At 33.8% G+C, this 16,987-nt stretch carries 13 protein-coding genes; all 13 read left to right on the forward strand.

The window, feature by feature from the left end:
* Positions 1 to 48 precede the first annotated feature (48 nt).
* The 13 genes from BQ9859_RS02580 to BQ9859_RS02640 all read left to right on the forward strand — a co-directional run bounded on the left by BQ9859_RS02580 (position 49) and on the right by BQ9859_RS02640 (position 16,739).
* Positions 49 to 855 (forward strand): ABC transporter permease, encoded by an 807-nt coding sequence (locus tag BQ9859_RS02580; protein WP_075876719.1) that lies wholly within the window; start codon positions 49 to 51, stop codon positions 853 to 855.
* A 14-nt stretch (positions 856 to 869) separates the two neighbouring features.
* Positions 870 to 1,691 carry an ABC transporter ATP-binding protein gene (locus BQ9859_RS02585; protein WP_075876720.1) on the forward strand — a complete coding sequence of 274 codons (822 nt, stop codon included), beginning with the start codon at positions 870 to 872 and terminating at the stop codon, positions 1,689 to 1,691.
* A 12-nt stretch (positions 1,692 to 1,703) separates the two neighbouring features.
* Positions 1,704 to 2,093 (forward strand): glycerol-3-phosphate cytidylyltransferase, encoded by a 390-nt coding sequence (gene tagD, locus BQ9859_RS02590; RefSeq protein ID WP_075876721.1) that lies wholly within the window; start codon positions 1,704 to 1,706, stop codon positions 2,091 to 2,093.
* A 30-nt stretch (positions 2,094 to 2,123) separates the two neighbouring features.
* Positions 2,124 to 4,910 (forward strand): CDP-glycerol glycerophosphotransferase family protein, encoded by a 2,787-nt coding sequence (locus BQ9859_RS02595; protein ID WP_075876722.1) that lies wholly within the window; start codon positions 2,124 to 2,126, stop codon positions 4,908 to 4,910.
* Between the two features lie 16 nt (positions 4,911 to 4,926).
* Positions 4,927 to 6,111 carry a CDP-glycerol glycerophosphotransferase family protein gene (locus BQ9859_RS02600; RefSeq protein WP_075876723.1) on the forward strand — a complete coding sequence of 395 codons (1,185 nt, stop codon included), beginning with the start codon at positions 4,927 to 4,929 and terminating at the stop codon, positions 6,109 to 6,111.
* 2 nt (positions 6,112 to 6,113) lie between these two features.
* Positions 6,114 to 7,205, forward strand: a complete 1,092-nt coding sequence (locus BQ9859_RS02605; RefSeq protein ID WP_075876724.1) for a CDP-glycerol glycerophosphotransferase family protein — start codon at positions 6,114 to 6,116, stop codon at positions 7,203 to 7,205.
* Positions 7,206 to 7,257: 52 nt separating this feature from the next.
* Complete coding sequence (locus tag BQ9859_RS02610) at positions 7,258 to 8,289, forward strand: acyltransferase (protein WP_075876725.1); 1,032 nt, start codon at positions 7,258 to 7,260, stop codon at positions 8,287 to 8,289.
* A 217-nt stretch (positions 8,290 to 8,506) separates the two neighbouring features.
* Positions 8,507 to 10,096 carry an MBOAT family O-acyltransferase gene (locus BQ9859_RS02615; RefSeq protein WP_075876726.1) on the forward strand — a complete coding sequence of 530 codons (1,590 nt, stop codon included), beginning with the start codon at positions 8,507 to 8,509 and terminating at the stop codon, positions 10,094 to 10,096.
* 9 nt (positions 10,097 to 10,105) lie between these two features.
* Entirely contained in the window at positions 10,106 to 11,218 is a 1,113-nt protein-coding gene (locus BQ9859_RS02620; protein WP_143404363.1) for a hypothetical protein, read from the forward strand.
* Positions 11,219 to 11,229: 11 nt separating this feature from the next.
* Positions 11,230 to 12,738, forward strand: a complete 1,509-nt coding sequence (locus BQ9859_RS02625; RefSeq protein ID WP_075876728.1) for an amino acid adenylation domain-containing protein — start codon at positions 11,230 to 11,232, stop codon at positions 12,736 to 12,738.
* Positions 12,735 to 13,910, forward strand: coding sequence for a diaminopimelate decarboxylase family protein (locus BQ9859_RS02630; protein WP_075876729.1), 1,176 nt, complete (start codon positions 12,735 to 12,737; stop codon positions 13,908 to 13,910). The genes BQ9859_RS02625 and BQ9859_RS02630 overlap by 4 nt, the downstream gene beginning before the upstream one ends.
* Before the next feature lie 12 nt (positions 13,911 to 13,922).
* Positions 13,923 to 14,147 carry an acyl carrier protein gene (locus BQ9859_RS02635; protein WP_075876730.1) on the forward strand — a complete coding sequence of 75 codons (225 nt, stop codon included), beginning with the start codon at positions 13,923 to 13,925 and terminating at the stop codon, positions 14,145 to 14,147.
* Between the two features lie 171 nt (positions 14,148 to 14,318).
* Positions 14,319 to 16,739 (forward strand): glycogen/starch/alpha-glucan phosphorylase, encoded by a 2,421-nt coding sequence (locus BQ9859_RS02640; RefSeq protein ID WP_075876731.1) that lies wholly within the window; start codon positions 14,319 to 14,321, stop codon positions 16,737 to 16,739.
* Positions 16,740 to 16,987: the final 248 nt, after the last annotated feature.

The following is a 16,987-nucleotide window of genomic DNA, read 5'->3' on the forward strand; positions in this document are numbered from 1 at the left end:
AAGCAATATTGTAAAATGTCTGTAGAAGGACAAAGGAGTCTGAGAAAGATGTTAAAAAGTGTGTCTTATGTTATAAAGGAAAATATGACAAATATATATCGTATATTTTGTATAGCAAAGTATGAATTATTAGCAGATATGCGAGATTCGAAATTTGGGTTGTTTTGGAATTTTGCTTCTCCGGCAATTCAGGTCATAACATATTGGCTTGTTTTTGGAATCGGAATGCAGAGAAAAGGTTATGATGGAGTGCCTTATTTACCTTGGGTCATTGTCGGATTTGCTGCATGGTGGTATATATCACCATGCATAACTTCCGGCTGCAGTGCAGTTTTTTCAAAAAAGAATGTCATAACAAAAATGAAATTTCCGATCAGCGTTCTTCCTGCAACCATTTGTGTCAAAGAGTTTTTTAACCATCTGTGCATGATGGCAATTACTGTTGTCATGTTATTGCTATTTGGTTATTATCCATCTATCTATTGGTTGGGATTGATTTATTATGCATTTTGCGCATTCATGTTTTTGGAATCCTTGTCTCTGGTTACTTCTGTATTAACTATGATGTGGCGAGATGTCAAAAAGTTAGTTACTTCGTTGATGCGCATGTTATTATATCTTTCTCCAGTATTATGGCCAGCATCTTTTTCGGGAATTCATTTTATGTCTTTCCTGATGAAATTAAATCCAGTCTATTATGTAGTAACGGGATATAGGGATTGCATGTTCTTTGAAAAAGGAATTTTTGCTCATCCAGCGCTGACCGTTTATTTTTGGGGTATCGTAATTATCTTATTTTTGATTGGATCAGCTTTGATGTATCATTTTAAGCGTAAAATGGTAGATATGATATAATGAGGTGCTTACACATGTCTGAGAAAAAAAGTGAATATGCAGTTGAAATGCATCATGTATCTAAGATTTATACATTAAAAACAAAAGATAAAACAAAGAAAAAAGAGCAATTTTATGCTTTACGGGATATTTCTTTTCAAGTAAAAAAAGGAGATGTAGTCGGTATTTTAGGAACAAATGGCTCCGGAAAGTCAACCTTGTCTTTAATTTTGTCGGGAATTTCTGACCATGACGGCGGAGAAATGATCGTTAATGGAGAACAAGCCTTGATCTCGATCAATACTGGATTGAATCAGCAGTTGACTGGTGAAGAGAATATCAATGTAAAAGGAGCATTAATGGGTTTTTCAAAAAAACGCATTCAAGAAATAAAAGATCGCGTCATCGATTTTGCTGAATTAGGCGATTTCTTATATCAGCCGGTTAAAAAATATTCCAGCGGTATGAAATCTCGTCTGGGTTTTTCTATATCCCTGGCTTTGAATCCGGATATCATCATTGTTGATGAAGCGCTGTCAGTAGGGGATAAGGGATTTGCACAGAAATGCATGAATCATATGAAACAGTTGCGGGATTCAGAGAACAAAACGATATTTTTTATTTCTCACTCTTTGAACCAAGTGCGGGATTTCTGCAAAACAGGTATGTGGATCGAAGGCGGAGAGCTCGTGGAGTTCGGAGATATTAATGAAGTATGTACTCATTATTCTGAATATGTCGATAAATATAATTCAATGAGCGAAAAAGAAAAAAAGCAGTTGCGCGATGAAAAATTCGAGAAACGACTGATAAAAAAGTCTTCGAAAAAAACATTGTGGGAGCGTATATTTAGATAAGGAGAAATGGAAATGAAAACAGTGATTACTTACGGGACATTTGATTTATTTCATATCGGTCATCTTAACCTTTTGAAGCGTGCGAAAGCATTGGGAGATTATTTGATCGTAGCTGTCAGCAGCGATGAATTCAACCGGGGAAAAGGAAAAGTTTGCAAAATAAAAGATACGGATCGTATGGCAATCGTAGAAGCTATTAAATATGTTGATAAAGTAATTCCCGAAACTAGCTGGGAACAAAAAATTGACGATGTAAAGAAATATAATGTAGACGTATTTGTCATGGGAGATGATTGGAAAGGAAAATTTGACTTTTTGAAAGATTACTGCGAGGTAGTTTATCTCCCAAGAACAGAGGGTATTTCTTCAAGTCAGTTAAAAGAAGAAATAAAAAATAATTAGTTTTTGATTTCTTATCAAGGAGGAAATACAATGGGAAAGAAAGTAAGTATCATTGTTCCTGTATATAATGGAGAGGATTTCTTTGAAAAGAGTTTGCATTCATTATTGTCCCAAACCATATTGCAGGATCTAGAAATTATTATTATTAATGATGGAAGCAGCGATGATACACAAAAGATAATCGATGAATATCAAATATTATATCCAGATATAATAAAAAGCAAAACAGTTGAAAATGGTGGCGCAGGTAAGGCGCGAAATTATGCTTTGGACCTAGCAGAGGGAGAATATATTGGATTTGTAGACAGTGATGACTTTATTTCAAATACCATGTATGAAAAGCTCTATCGTGCAGCAATTGATACGGCTTCCGATATTGTGGTTTGTGGATATTATGTTGCTACAAATAGAACACTGCGGGCATATCAAAAGGGATATATGGATAATTATGGTAAAAGTGTATATGATGATCCCGATATTTTTGTAAATGGTGTGCCTTATCTTTGGAATAAAATATTCAAGCGTGATCTGATAGAAATAAATCATATACGTTTTAAAAATTTTCGCATATTTGAAGATCTAGAGTTTACTTATAAGCTTTTTTTCCTGGCCAATCGAATTTCGAAAGTTGATGAGCCTTTATATTATTATATGAAATGGAATTCACTATCTTTAACTGCAAAGTTTAGTGAACGTTTTTTTGATATTATTCCAGCAATTGATTCTTTGATTCAATTTACCAAAGAAATCAATGTGTATGATCAGTTTAAAGATTATTTGTTATTTATTTATTTGAATCATATGTATATTCGAATGAATGCAAATGTTTCTTTGTCCGATTTAAAATTAAAGTTTAAATATATTGATGCATGTTTTCAATATTTGGATATGAAATTTCCAAACTGGAAAGAACACAACTATTATTATGAAAATAAAAAAAGAAATAAAAAACGATACATATCAAAAACATATTGGAAGGTCATGTCGCTGCTTTTGAAGGTTATAACAAAAGTCAACAAATTGATGAGAAAACTAAAAAAATTTTTCAAGACCTTGTTTAAAAAGAAAAGCGGAGCAAAATACCTTCACTATGCAAAGAAAAAACCAATAGACGCCTGCAGCATATTGTTGGACTCACAACATGGTGAGGATCTTGACGGTAATATGTTTTATTTGTTAAAAGAATTGCAAAAGCCTATTTATAATAAGTATCGAGTGTATGTCAGTGTTTCGGCAAAGAGAATAGAAGAATTCGAGAAGAAAATAAAATTTTATAATATTGAACATGTTGCTTTATTAAAGGTAAATAGCAATAAATACTTGCGTACATTGGCCACAGCCAAATACTTGTTCAATGATACAAGTTTTCCGGTATATTTTACGAAACGTGAAGGTCAGATATATTTTAATACCTGGCATGGTACACCTTTGAAAACACTAGGCAAAAAAACAAAGGAAGATTTTTATAATATTGGTAATTTGCAGAAGAATTTTAATGCTGCAGACTATCTTTTATATCCAAGTGTATATATGATGAATCATATGGTAGAAGACTACATGCTTGCAAACATTAGTCACAATCAGATCGCCCTGACAGGCTATCCAAGAAATTCTATATTTTTCAATGATGATAGAAGAAGACAAATAAAAGAACAATTGGGTTTGTCTAATTATCAGATTATTGCTTATATGCCGACATGGAGAGGAACTTTGAACAATCAGGACAACGATGAATATGTGATTGATTTGCAAGCAAAATTAAGATTAATCTCAAGAAAGCTGCTGGCAAATCAACTCTTTTACATTAACGTTCATCCGTATTTAAAAGACTTTGTGCAGATTGACGGATTAGAGAATATTAAAATGTTTCCTAAAGAATTCGAGACATATGATTTCTTAAATATTGCAGATATACTGATAACAGATTATTCAAGCGTTTTCTTTGATTTTGCTTGCACGAGCAGGCCAATTATATTATTTGCTTATGACAAAGAAGCTTATATGAGAGAAAGAGGTTTATATATCAATTTTAATGCGCTTCCTTTTCCAATGGTAGAGACAGTAGATGATTTGATTGAGGCTATAAACAGTAAAAATGATGTCCAGTATGACAGCTTTATTGAAGAATATGCCAAATACGACTCAGCCAATGTATGTGAAAAGATTTGCAATCAGATCATTTTAGGTAAAAATATGGATATTGAATTAGTAAATATGCCTAATAATGGAAATAAAAATATTTTATCTGTGGTAAACGACTTGTCCTCCTACTTTTTGAATGAAAAGTTTTTTAGCTTAACACAGAGAAGCGATACGAAACGTTATAATTATTATTTGACTTATATTAATGCAAATGTATATAAACATAAATATGAATTGCTGAGGTTGCCTTCTGGTTATGAATATTATGGACAATTATTCAAATTTGCTTCTACTACAATGGGAGAACGAGTATTGTTATCTGTTTTGCTGCGATTTAAATTCGTGTATGCCTTATTTAAGCGAAAGATCAATTCTATTTTTACGGATGAATGCAAAAGAATTTTTAATGACATAACTTTTGATGTAACGCTTTTGATTGGCGAAAAAAAGTTTTTCCGACTGCTATTGTTTACACAGATGAAAGGAAAGAAAATTTTATATTTTCCATCTGGACAAGAATTTAATGATAAAATTTCTACTGTAATCTATCAAAGATTTGACAAGATTTTCGTGGAAGATAAGCAATCGTATGAACATTTAATTGAAAAGTATCCCGCTTGTCATTTTCAGTTAATCAAAGATGTGACATCTTTAGATCAATTATTAGAAAACTAATAGAAGGAAGTTCCATATGTACAGGATATTAAAAAAATTAATAACATTGGTTGTTCGTTTTGGATACAGAGCATTTTATAAATGGATACCTTGCCAGAAAAAAACAGTACTATTTATTGCTTTTCATGGCAGGGGATGTCTAGATAATCCTAAGGCAATTTATGAATATCTTATAAATGATCAAAAATTTAATAATTTTCATTTTATTTGGGCATTAAAAAAGCCGCAGACATTTACTAATAAGAACACGAAATCAATCAGATATCTTAGTTTGCAATATTTCTTTTATCTTGCCAGAAGTACTTATTGGATCAGCAACTGTAAATTGCCGTCATATATCTTAAAGAAAAAAAACCAAATATATTTGCAAACTTGGCATGGAACACCTTTAAAAAAACTGGCGCACGACATAGATGTTTCTGGAGATGCGAAGTTTTATCGTTCTGGGCTATCCTCAGATGAAATGAAATCTACTTATGATGATGATGTGAAAAAATATGATTACATGATTGCGCCTAATTCGTTCTGTACGAAGGTGTTTCAAAGTGCATTTGGAATTGATAAATGCAGACTGATTGAAACAGGCTACCCGAGAAATGATATATTGATAAATGCAGATGAATGCCTAAAAAATAGTATCAAAAAAAAGCTTAACATTCCTGAAAGTAAAAAAGTGATTCTGTATGCACCTACATGGAGAGACAACTCTTTCACTAATGCCGGATATACCTTTGAACTGCAAGCAGACTTTTTTAAGTGGAAAAAGTATTTAAATGATGAGTATGTTGTTTTGTTTAAACCGCACTACTTAATTATTAATCACTATGCAGCAGATAAACGTCTGGAAGGATTCTTGTACAATATTGACGCAGATGCCGAGATAAGTGAACTATATCTGATAGCAGATGTACTAATTACTGACTATTCTAGTGTTTTCTTTGATTTTGCCATATTAAAGCGGCCGATATATTTTTATATGTATGATATGGAAAGCTATAAGGATCAACTGCGTGGCTTTTATATTGATGTGAACAAAGATCTGCCTGGGAAAATTTATCAGGAAGAGGAAGCAATGTTAAAAGATATTGTTTCGGGAACATATGATTATTCAAAATTAAATTCATTTAATGCGTATTTTAATGAACATGAGGATGGAAAAGCATCAAAGAGAGTTGTTGATATTGTATTTAAGGAGCGATAAGTATGGGAATTAAAAAGCTGATTTTAAATATCGTACTTAGCATATGCAATGTATTTATACGATTAAGACCGATACAGAAAAATAAAATTGCTTTTATATCATTAGAAAGCAAAAAATTGGAATCTGATTTGAAATTAATTTATGACGGTCTTGATACGAATAAATACCATTTAGTAACAGTATTGACTAATTTTAAGAAAAATAGCTTGTGGATGAATTTTTTATATTTTTTAAATACAATCAAACAAATATTTGTCATCAATACTTCTACATTAGTGATTATTAATGATAATAATTACGTAGTCAGTAAGTTTAAACGAAAAGGCGTCAAGATCTTACAGGTCTGGCATGCTGCGGGTGCAATAAAAAAATTTGGTAATGCTATTCCGCGTGAATACCCCATCTCTAATTATGATTTTGTAATATGCAATGGGAAATACTGGATAAAACCCTATAGCCAGGCTTTTGGTGTTAAAGAAGAACAGGTAAAAGCGATTGGAATGCCTCGTTTAGATCATTTATGTAACAAGAATTTTATAGAAAAGAGCAGGACGAAATTATATCGGCAATTCCCGGAATTGAAAGGGAAAAAGGTGATTTTGTATGCACCGACCTTTCGTGGCGATATTTATCAGGGAATGCGCAAAGTTAATATCAATGTAAATTTCATCATTACACAGTTAGGGGAAGAATATGCATTTTTATTTAAACTGCATCCTTTATTAAAAACAGAAATCATAAGCAAGGATCGTCGTGTATATAATATGAACCAGCAAGATTTACATGAATTGTTTAGCATAACTGATATCTTGATATCTGATTTTTCTTCAATTATTTTTGATTTTTCTTTATTGAATAAACCAATCTATTATTTCGTTCCGGATCTGGATCAATATTTAGATGAAAGAGGATGTTTTGTAGATTATCGTCAATTGATGAAGGGCTGTATCGCTGAAAATGAACAGCAGTTAGTTGAGTTGATCAGGAAACGTGTTCCAGGCAATGAAAAGTATTTGTGTGAAAAATTTTTGGACTGGAAAGACGGGAAAAATTTGTATCGTACCCTACAACTGATCGATCATATCTTAAGCTAGGAGAAATGAAAAAATATTGTTTTCTTTGAAAAGGAGGGGAGAAAGAAGAGTTATGAGCAAGATTGATAAAAAGTTTGATTATAATATTGCTCGTTTACGTATCGCAGCATGCATTTTAGTAATAATGGTTCATATAACACATGCTTATTTGTATCAAAATGGAGTAATGGACCTAAAAAAATTTCCTGTTTTGATTGTATTGAATTCTATTGCTAGATTAGGCGTACCTTTATTTTTTATGATCTCAGGCTTGTTATGTTTAAAAAAATCTTACACCTTGGAAAAAGTCAGATCCAAAATTATCCATTATGTATATGTTTTAGTGATTTGGTCAATCATTTTCTTTGTTTGGAACGGATGGTATCTGCAGGAAGATCAATGCTTAAATCCGATATACTATGTTTTCGAACCTATGAAGAATCATCTCTGGTATCTTTATGTGTTAATAGGTTTGTATATTTCTTATCCATTGGCAAACATTATGATAAAGCATATGAATAGATCGATGGAAAATTATTTTTTGCTTCTTTGGCTATTATTGGCTGGCGGAGGAAATCTCTTGACCTTGTTGATGGATTTGAAAGGATATAATGTTAGCTTAGAATATAAAGTACCTATACTGCAGGGTACGTACTGGTTAGGTTATTATGTAGCCGGATATATTATATATAAGAGAAAAGAAGATATCAAAAATAAAGTTCCTAACTGGGCATTGATAATTGCTTTTCTTCTGTCTATCAGCTGTATCAGTGTACTAACTTATGCAGATTCCATCATCAATGGGGGGTTTAAGGTACGTTTTCTAACTTATGGTGAGCTGTTTCTGATGATTGCTTCGATTGCAATATTCATCTTGAATTATAAAATAAAAGAAACAAGGTTTCCTATATTGAACACGTTGGGCTCGTATACATTTGGAATCTATTTGGTTCATCCGATGTTTGTTGATATCGCAAAGGATTATATACATTTTCCTTATTCAATAGTATATATCTTTATATTTTTAATTCTTATTTTGATTCCAAGTACGTTAATCACAATAGGAATAATGAAACTGCCAAAAATAAAAAAGATTGTAACTTAATCAAGTGTGAAAGAATACTAGATCTTCTTCCGATGATGGGGATCTAGTTTTTTTATGAGAGAGGATTCATGGAAATACGAAATAAAGAGCTACAATGTGACAAAATAGTCATATTAACATAACAATAGTGTTACGGCAGAATGTAATAAATTAACCTATAATGAAATACGAAAGATGAGTTGAAATTTACTTTGTCTTAGTAGAAATGAGGGATTTCATGGCTTTTAATACAATTACATTTATAACATTCTTTTTAGTCGTCTTTATTGGATATTCTGTGTTTCCGAAAAGGTATAAATGGGTGTTCTTATTATGTGCTAGCTATTTCTTTTATTTGTATGCAAGTGTGAAATTTCTGATCTTCATATTGATTACAACACTGAGTTCCTGGATTGGAGCTTTATGGATTGAAAAATATCATCAATATGAAAAGATGTTGTCAAAAGAAAAAGAAGGCAATCCGAAAGTAATCAAACTGAAAAAAGAACAGATAAAAAAATATAAAAAACGAATTTTGATCAGTGTATTGATTTTAAATTTTGGTATTTTGGTATTTTTGAAATACTTTAATTTCTTTGCTGAAAATATGAATGCACTTTTTGAGCAATTGACATTAGGCAGCCAAGTACCAACGTTGAACTTAATCTTGCCTTTAGGTATTTCCTTTTATACTTTTCAAACGATGTCTTACTTGATTGATGTGTACTGGGGAAAAACGCAAGCTGAAAAAAATCTAGGAAAGCTTGCATTATTTGTTTCTTTCTTTCCGCAGATCATAGAAGGACCTATTGGTCGTTACAATGATCTGGCACCACAATTATTTTCAGAAAAAAAGTCTTCAGCATTTCAAATAAGAAGAGGCATACAATTGATGCTTTGGGGCTACTTTAAGAAAATGGTAATTGCAGATCGTGTTGCTATAATCGCTGATTATGTATTTGAAAACTATGCTCATATTTCAGGAGTAGGTGTAGCAGTTGGAATCTTTCTTTATGCAATTCAAGATTACACAGATTTTTCTGGCTGTATTGATATAGCCAGAGGTTGTGCAAGAACAATGGGTATAAATATGGCAGAAAACTTTCGAAGGCCTTATTTTTCAAGAACAATACCTGAATTTTGGAGAAGATGGCATATGTCTTTGGGGGCATGGATGAAAGATTATGTCTTTTATCCATTTTCGCTAACCAAAGGAGTGCGTAATTTAGGAAAAAAAGCGAAAGTGCGTTTTGGCAAGTCATTTGGCCGTACACTGCCAATTGCATTAGGAAACTTGCTCGTATTCTTTCTGGTCGGTGTTTGGCATGGAGCAAATTGGAACTATATCATCTGGGGACTATTCTATGGTGTCTTAATTGCTGTTAGCGGAATGATGAAACCGGTTTTTGAAGCTATGAATAAGAAACTGCATATTTCTGTACAATCAAAGGGATTTCAATTATTTCAAATTTTGCGTACGTTTATAATTACATGTATAGGATGTGTTATCTTTAGAAGCATCACAGTACAGGATAGTTTGTATATGATTTATAAAGTGTTCAATGATTTTAACATAAATATTCAAATTAAAAAAGAATTATTATCGTTCGGGTTGGATAAGTGGAATTGGATCGTTTTAGTGATGAGTTTAATTGTTTTGTTTGGAGTTGACTTGTTGCAAGAATATACTTCAGTAGGAGATTGGATAGATTGTAGAATTGGTATAGTCCGATGGACAATATATTTCGCTGTGTGTATTTCAATCATTTTATTTGGAATGTATGGTGCTGGATTGAATCCTACTCAATTTGTATATATGCAGTTTTAGAGGTGAAAAATGAAAAAGTATAAGAATTGTATAGAATTAATAATTTTATGCACTATAATCATATTTAGTTTTTTTGCTAGCTCATTCATCCTTGAGAGACAAGGATCTTCAAATGAATTGAGAGTTAGAAATTTTTATAGAATTGAAAAAAATAGTTTAGACGTTGTTTTAGTCGGAAGTTCTCTTTTTTACAATGGTTATAGCTCTCCTCTTGCTTGGAATCAGCAGAAAATTAAAAGCTATGTGTTAGCTACTTCAGGAGTTCCCATGGGTGTTTTAAAGTCAATGATACAAGAGGTCAGAAGAACACAAGATCCCAAAGTGATTTTAATAGATCTAAATAGTGTACTTTATGATGAAAAAATGGAAACAAGAGAAGGCATGACACGATATTGGATAGATAATATGCCTACGACACCTAATAAAGACGAGGTATTAAATGAATTGATTCCAACGAGTGATCAAGATACCTATCGTTATCCGATTTTAAAATATCATGAGAATTGGAAAAATATACCATCGTGTTTAAAAACGGCATATTTAGATTTGCAGTCAGAATTGACAAAAAATCATCTGGTTGTATATGGCATGCAAACTTCAACAAGAAAACCAAATAGGAAAAATATAGTAAGTGTCTCAAAATTTCATAAAAAAAGAAACCTATATAAATTATCTGGAGATCGTTTTCAAAATTTATTAGACTATTTAAAAAAAGAGGGAATAACTGATAAAGTTGCTTTTGTAGCAATGCCAAAATTTTATGATGAAAAGCATTTATATGAAAGAGAGTTACTAAATCAGGCAATTGAAATCGCTAGAAATAAGAATATTAAAGTTTATGACTTTGACATGGAAACAAAGAAAATGAATTTGGATGTCAATCATGATTATTTTGACAGGGATCATTTAAATATGTTTGGTCAAGAAAAAACAACTACATATTTATGTCGATTACTAAAAAAAGATTTTAATTTGAAAGAAAATTATTCAGATAGACAAAAGCAAATGTGGGATCAAGAATATGAAAGTTATCAAAAAATGTATGCATTATTTAGAAATAAATGGAATGAAGACGAAGATTTTACAATAAACTATAAAAATATAGACGAAGTAATTCGATAATGGAGATAACAATGAATAATGTATTAGAGTATTTAGAGAAAAGTGCAACGCAGTATCCAGATAAAATTTCATTTAGTGACCAAAAGCAGGAAATTACGTATCATCAGCTGTTGTTACGTGCAAAGAAAATAGGAACGACACTGACAAAACAATTTCAACCACGTACACCGATTCCCGTATATATGGAAAAAGGGGTCGATACGATTTGTTTGTTATTTGGTATTGCTTATGCAGGATGTTTCTATGTCATGCTGGATCTTCGTCATCCCAAAGAAAGAATCGAACAAATTTTAGAAACTTTGCAGGCAAGACAAATAGTGACTAGCGAACAAGAAAAAAATCGCCTTGCAAAGCTGGATCTTTCGGTGGAAAAAATACAATTAGAACAGTTGGAAAATGATATTGACGAAGAAGTTCTAAAGCAGATTCGAAATGCTCATTTAGATATTGACCCTTTATATGGTATCTTCACTTCTGGTTCGACAGGAAAACCAAAAGGAGTTGTTGTCTGCCATCGCAGCGTTATTGACTTCATCGATGTATTTACAGAGACATTTGCGATTACAAGCGAAGATGTCATCGGTAATCAGGCACCATGGGATTTTGATGTGTCTGTGAAAGATATTTATTCAACGATCTGTTGCGGTGCGACCATGCAGATCATTCCAAAAGCCTATTTTTCTATGCCAAGCAAATTGATTGATTTTCTTTGCGATAGGGAAGTAACTACTTTGATTTGGGCAGTAAGTGCTTTGTGTATTTTATCTACGTTGAAAGCTTTTGATTATCGTGTGCCTGCAAAATTAAAAAAGATCATGTTCAGCGGAGAAATCATGCCGATGAAACAACTGCATGTTTGGCAAAGCGTATTGCCACAAGCTATGTATGTCAATCTGTATGGACCGACTGAGATTACTTGTAATTGCACATACCATATTGTCAATGAGCAAGATAAAGAGAAAGCAGTCCTTCCAATCGGGAAACCATTTAAAAACGAACGCATCTTATTACTGGACGATCAGAACCATTTGATCAGTAATCCTATGGAAAAAGGCGAGATCTGTGTGAGCGGAACTGCAGTTGCACTAGGCTATTACAAAAATCCGGAACAGACAGGAAAAGCTTTTGTACAAAACCCGTTAAATGAGAATTGGCAAGAAATAATCTATCGCACAGGTGATATAGGTTATATAGGAGAAGATGGACTGCTTTATTTCAGCGGACGCAGAGATTTTCAGATCAAGCATATGGGACATCGTATTGAATTAAGCGATATTGAGTGTGCATTGACGGCCATAGATGGTGTGGAACGCTGCTGCTGCTTATATGAAGAAGAAAAGATCTTGGCTTTTTATGAAGGAACAATGGAACAAAAATTGCTGGTAAAAGAATTAAAGAAAAAGTTGCCTGCTTTCATGGTTCCAAATCACTTCATTTCTTTAGAACAATTCCCTTTAACAAAAAATGGGAAAATTGACCGTAGCGCTTTGAAAAAGCATTGGGAGGTGAATCACAAATGATACAAGACTACCAATTCGTAAAGAATGAAATAACCACACCTTCGTATGTATTCGATTGCGATATATTGTTGAAAAGAATAAGGATGATGCGCAAGTATTTCACCGATTCGATTCATCTTTGTTATGCAATGAAGGCGAATCCCTTCATCATCGAAGCTATTCAGGATGAAATTGACCATTATGAAGTCTGCTCGCCTGGCGAACAAAGAATTTGTGAAAGAGCAGGCATTGATATGAATAAAGTGGTGCTCTCTGGTGTATATAAAGCAAAAGAAGATGTTGAACATGTAATGCATCACTATTTGGATGGCGTGATCTACACAGCTGAGTCATACCAGCAATTTCAGCTGATCCATGGATTAGCAAAAGAGAAAGAGATTTGTGTGAAGGTACTGCTGCGAATCACTAGTGGAAATCAGTTCGGCATGGATGAAAATATTCTTCGTGCATTGATCAAGGATCGCAGTTCCTATCCTTATGCAGATATCATCGGTATTCAGCATTTTTCTGGAACACAACGTAAACGTTTATCGCAATATGCTTTGGAATTGAGTTATTTAGACGATTTGATAGAAGCTTTACGTAAGGATTACGATTATGAAACGAAGCTCTTAGAGTTTGGACCAGGATTTTACGTAGAATATTTTCAAGACAGCAAGCCTTATGATGAAGAAGAATTGTTAAAAGGCTTTGCAGAGTTATTGAAAAACATGCGTTACTCTGGTGAAATCACACTAGAGATCGGCCGTTTTTTGAGCGCGGCCTGCGGTACGTATTACACGCAGATCGTAGACATGAAAAGGAACCATGATATTGATTATTGCATCGTAGATGGCGGGATGCACCAGATGAATTATTTTGGACAACGAATGGCAATGAAGATTCCTTTTTATCAACATTTGTATGATGGAAAGCGAGATCCCAAAAAACAGCCATATCATATTTGCGGATCCCTTTGTACGGTGAATGATCATTTGGTCAAACAGCTCCCTTTACAAGAGGCGCAAATAGGTGACATCCTAGCATTTGCCAATGTCGGTGCATATTCAATGAGTGAAGGAGCCAGCCTATTTTTGAGCCGTGATCTGCCTAAAATTTATCTGTATGATCAAGAAAAAGGCTTATGCCTGATGCGTGATCGTTTCGAAACAAATATTTTAAATTACAAATAACATGGAGGAATTATGGAAAAATTAATTGCATTATTAAGTGAAATCTGCCCGGATGTTGATTTTGAAAACTGTACTACATTGATTGATGATGGATTATTAGATTCTTTTGCGATCTTGGAAATCGTTGCGGAAATCAATGATACATTTGATGTAGAAATTACAGCTCCAGAGATCATTCCAGAGAATTTTAACTCTGCTAAAGCATTGTGGGAAATGATCCAGCGTTTACAAGGATAAAGAAAGCAGAATGTCTATCTCTCTGTATTGAAAAAGAATACAGAACGATGGAAATCAGAAATAGGTAGCCTTTCTAAGGAAGCATTCACTAATATACTGTGAATAAATTTGCAAAATCCCATAAATAAGGGTAAAATAAAGTGGCTTGTAAAAGGTGAAAGGAGCCTAACGATGGATAGCAAATTCAATAAATTCAAAAACAAGAAAGAATTCGTAGAAGAGTTTAAGCGTCGTATCATTGAGCGTTATGGTCGTTCAATTGAAGAGGCACATATTACAGAAAAATATATAGTGCTGGGCGAAATGGTTCGTGATTATGCCAGTGTAAACTGGATGGATACGAAGCAAGTCATCAAAAAGCAACATGAAAAAGAAATGTATTATTTTTCAATGGAATTTTTGATTGGGCGACTTCTTACGAATAACCTGATGAATCTTGGTATCTACGACATTGTCAAGGATGGTTTGGCTGACCTTGGCATCAATATTAATGAGTTAGAAGAAATGGAGGCAGATGCTGGCCTTGGTAACGGCGGTTTAGGCCGTCTGGCAGCTTGTTTCTTAGATTCGCTTGCCTCTTTGAACCTTGCTGGGCACGGTAACTGTATTCGTTATCAGTTTGGTTTGTTTAAACAGAAAATTGAAAATAATGAACAGGTGGAAGTGCCTGATGTTTGGCTACAGTATGGAAACGTATGGGAAGTGCGGAAACCAAAACATGCGTGTGATGTAAAATTTGGCGGCCATGTTGATATGTGGTTTGATGAAAATGGAAAGACACATGTGAACCATATTCCTAATTTTGTTGTTCGTGCTGTGCCATATGATGTTCCAGTAGTAGGTTATGATACACGTGTAACAAATACATTACGTTTGTGGAATGCAGAGATCGCGCCTGATTTCGTTACTTCAGACAAATTGAGCAAGTATGTCGCAGAAGTAGACGAAATTACTCAAAACGTATATCCGGACGATTCCACGGAACATGGAAAGTTGTTGCGATTAAAACAAGAGTATTTCTTTGTATGTGCGGGAATCAATCAGATTATTCGCCGTCATTTGCGCAATTATCCAAATTTGGATAATTTGCATGAAAAAATTGCCATTCAGTTAAATGATACACATCCAGTTTTATGTGTACCAGAATTGATGCGTGTATTATTGGATGATTTTGGTTACGATTGGGATCATGCATGGTATATCGTGAAAAATACGATTGCATACACTAACCATACAGTCATGGCCGAAGCGTTGGAAAAATGGCCTGTACAGTATGTGCGTGAATTACTGCCGCGTGTGTACATGATCATTGAAGAAATTGACCGACGGTTCCGTTTTGAATTGGTGCATAATGGACATGCAGATATCATGAATAATGTTGCAATCATTCGTGATGGACAAGTGTTCATGGCACATCTGGCAATCGTTGGATCACACAGCGTGAATGGGGTAGCTACATTGCATACAGAAATCTTAAAAACAGACGTATTAAAAGATTTCTATACATTGTATCCAGAATATTTTAATAACAAAACAAACGGTATCACACATCGTCGCTGGTTGTTATATTCCAACCCGCAATTGACATCTTTATTGAAAGAAACGATCGGAGATGCCTTTGTGAAACAGCCGCAATGTCTGGAAGATCTGATGAAATATGTGGATGATCCGCAGTTACAGCAAAAGTTCATGGAAGTGAAGCTGGAACGCAAAAAGATCTTGGCAGATTACATTCAAAAAACAGTTGGAATTGAAGTGGATGTAAATTCAATCTTCGATGCGCAGGCAAAACGTCTGCATGCTTATAAGAGACAGCTGTTGAATATCATGCATGTGATCTATCTGTATTTACGTATGAAAGAAGATCCAAGTTTCCGCATTTATCCGCGTACATTCATTTTCTCTGCCAAAGCAGCAGCTAGTTATGTATTCGCAAAAGAAGTAATCAAGCTGATTCATTGTGTTGCGGATAAAGTCAACAATGATCCGGAGATTTCTAAGTATATGAAAGTGGTATTCATTCCGAATTACAATGTAAGTATTGCGGAAATTCTGATGAATGCAGCCGATGTTTCTGAACAAATTTCCACTGCCGGAAAAGAAGCAAGCGGAACAGGAAACATGAAATATATGATGAATGGTGCCTTGACATTAGGTACAATGGATGGTGCCAATGTTGAAATCGTAGAACGTGTTGGATTCGAAAATGCAGAAATCTTTGGACTGCGCGTGGAAGATGTCGACCATTTAAAACGCGAAAATGCATATAATGTTTGGGATTACTATAACAATCATTATGATGTCAAACGTGTAGTAGATGCCTTGACAGACGGAACATTCTCAAATGATCCAAATGACTTCCGCGTAATATACAATGAACTGATGTTTAAAAATGATGAGTACTTTGTACTTGCCGATTTCCATGCATATAAGGAAGCGCAGGAGCGTGTGCAAAACCGTTATCAAGATAAAGCCGGCTGGGCTAGAATGTGCTTGATCAATATTGCGAAATCTGGCTTCTTCTCAAGTGATCGTACGATCAAACAATATGCAGAAGAAATCTGGAACATTCACCCAATTGAAGTGAAATAAAAAGTAAATGAGGCTGTAACGAAATAGAAGATTTTAATTAAACGAATCTGTCTATTGAGGTTACGACCTCTTTTTTCTTTTCTTTACTTTGAAATTGTTTCAATTCTCCCAATTATCCCTGTTTTTTGGCATTATGAAAACACCTATTGTGGAAAACCCATCAACATTATTTATGCTTGTGCTTTTTTTCTTGTTTTTTTGTTATGATATTTCATCAGATTAAAGCCTACGCACACCAACAGGAACTC

The organism is Merdibacter massiliensis (assembly GCF_900155395.1).
Taxonomy (GTDB): domain Bacteria; phylum Bacillota_I; class Bacilli_A; order Erysipelotrichales; family Erysipelotrichaceae; genus Merdibacter; species Merdibacter massiliensis.

Coding starts and splice junctions, on each gene's coding strand:
- BQ9859_RS02605 (WP_075876724.1), top strand. CDS start 6,114: ATGGGAATTAAAAAGCTGATTTTAAATATCGTACTTAGCATATGCAAT.
- BQ9859_RS02635 (WP_075876730.1), top strand. CDS start 13,923: ATGGAAAAATTAATTGCATTATTAAGTGAAATCTGCCCGGATGTTGAT.
- BQ9859_RS02615 (WP_075876726.1), top strand. CDS start 8,507: ATGGCTTTTAATACAATTACATTTATAACATTCTTTTTAGTCGTCTTT.
- BQ9859_RS02620 (WP_143404363.1), top strand. CDS start 10,106: ATGAAAAAGTATAAGAATTGTATAGAATTAATAATTTTATGCACTATA.
- BQ9859_RS02580 (WP_075876719.1), top strand. CDS start 49: ATGTTAAAAAGTGTGTCTTATGTTATAAAGGAAAATATGACAAATATA.
- BQ9859_RS02600 (WP_075876723.1), top strand. CDS start 4,927: ATGTACAGGATATTAAAAAAATTAATAACATTGGTTGTTCGTTTTGGA.
- BQ9859_RS02630 (WP_075876729.1), top strand. CDS start 12,735: ATGATACAAGACTACCAATTCGTAAAGAATGAAATAACCACACCTTCG.
- BQ9859_RS02585 (WP_075876720.1), top strand. CDS start 870: ATGTCTGAGAAAAAAAGTGAATATGCAGTTGAAATGCATCATGTATCT.
- BQ9859_RS02595 (WP_075876722.1), top strand. CDS start 2,124: ATGGGAAAGAAAGTAAGTATCATTGTTCCTGTATATAATGGAGAGGAT.
- BQ9859_RS02640 (WP_075876731.1), top strand. CDS start 14,319: ATGGATAGCAAATTCAATAAATTCAAAAACAAGAAAGAATTCGTAGAA.
- tagD (WP_075876721.1), top strand. CDS start 1,704: ATGAAAACAGTGATTACTTACGGGACATTTGATTTATTTCATATCGGT.
- BQ9859_RS02625 (WP_075876728.1), top strand. CDS start 11,230: ATGAATAATGTATTAGAGTATTTAGAGAAAAGTGCAACGCAGTATCCA.
- BQ9859_RS02610 (WP_075876725.1), top strand. CDS start 7,258: ATGAGCAAGATTGATAAAAAGTTTGATTATAATATTGCTCGTTTACGT.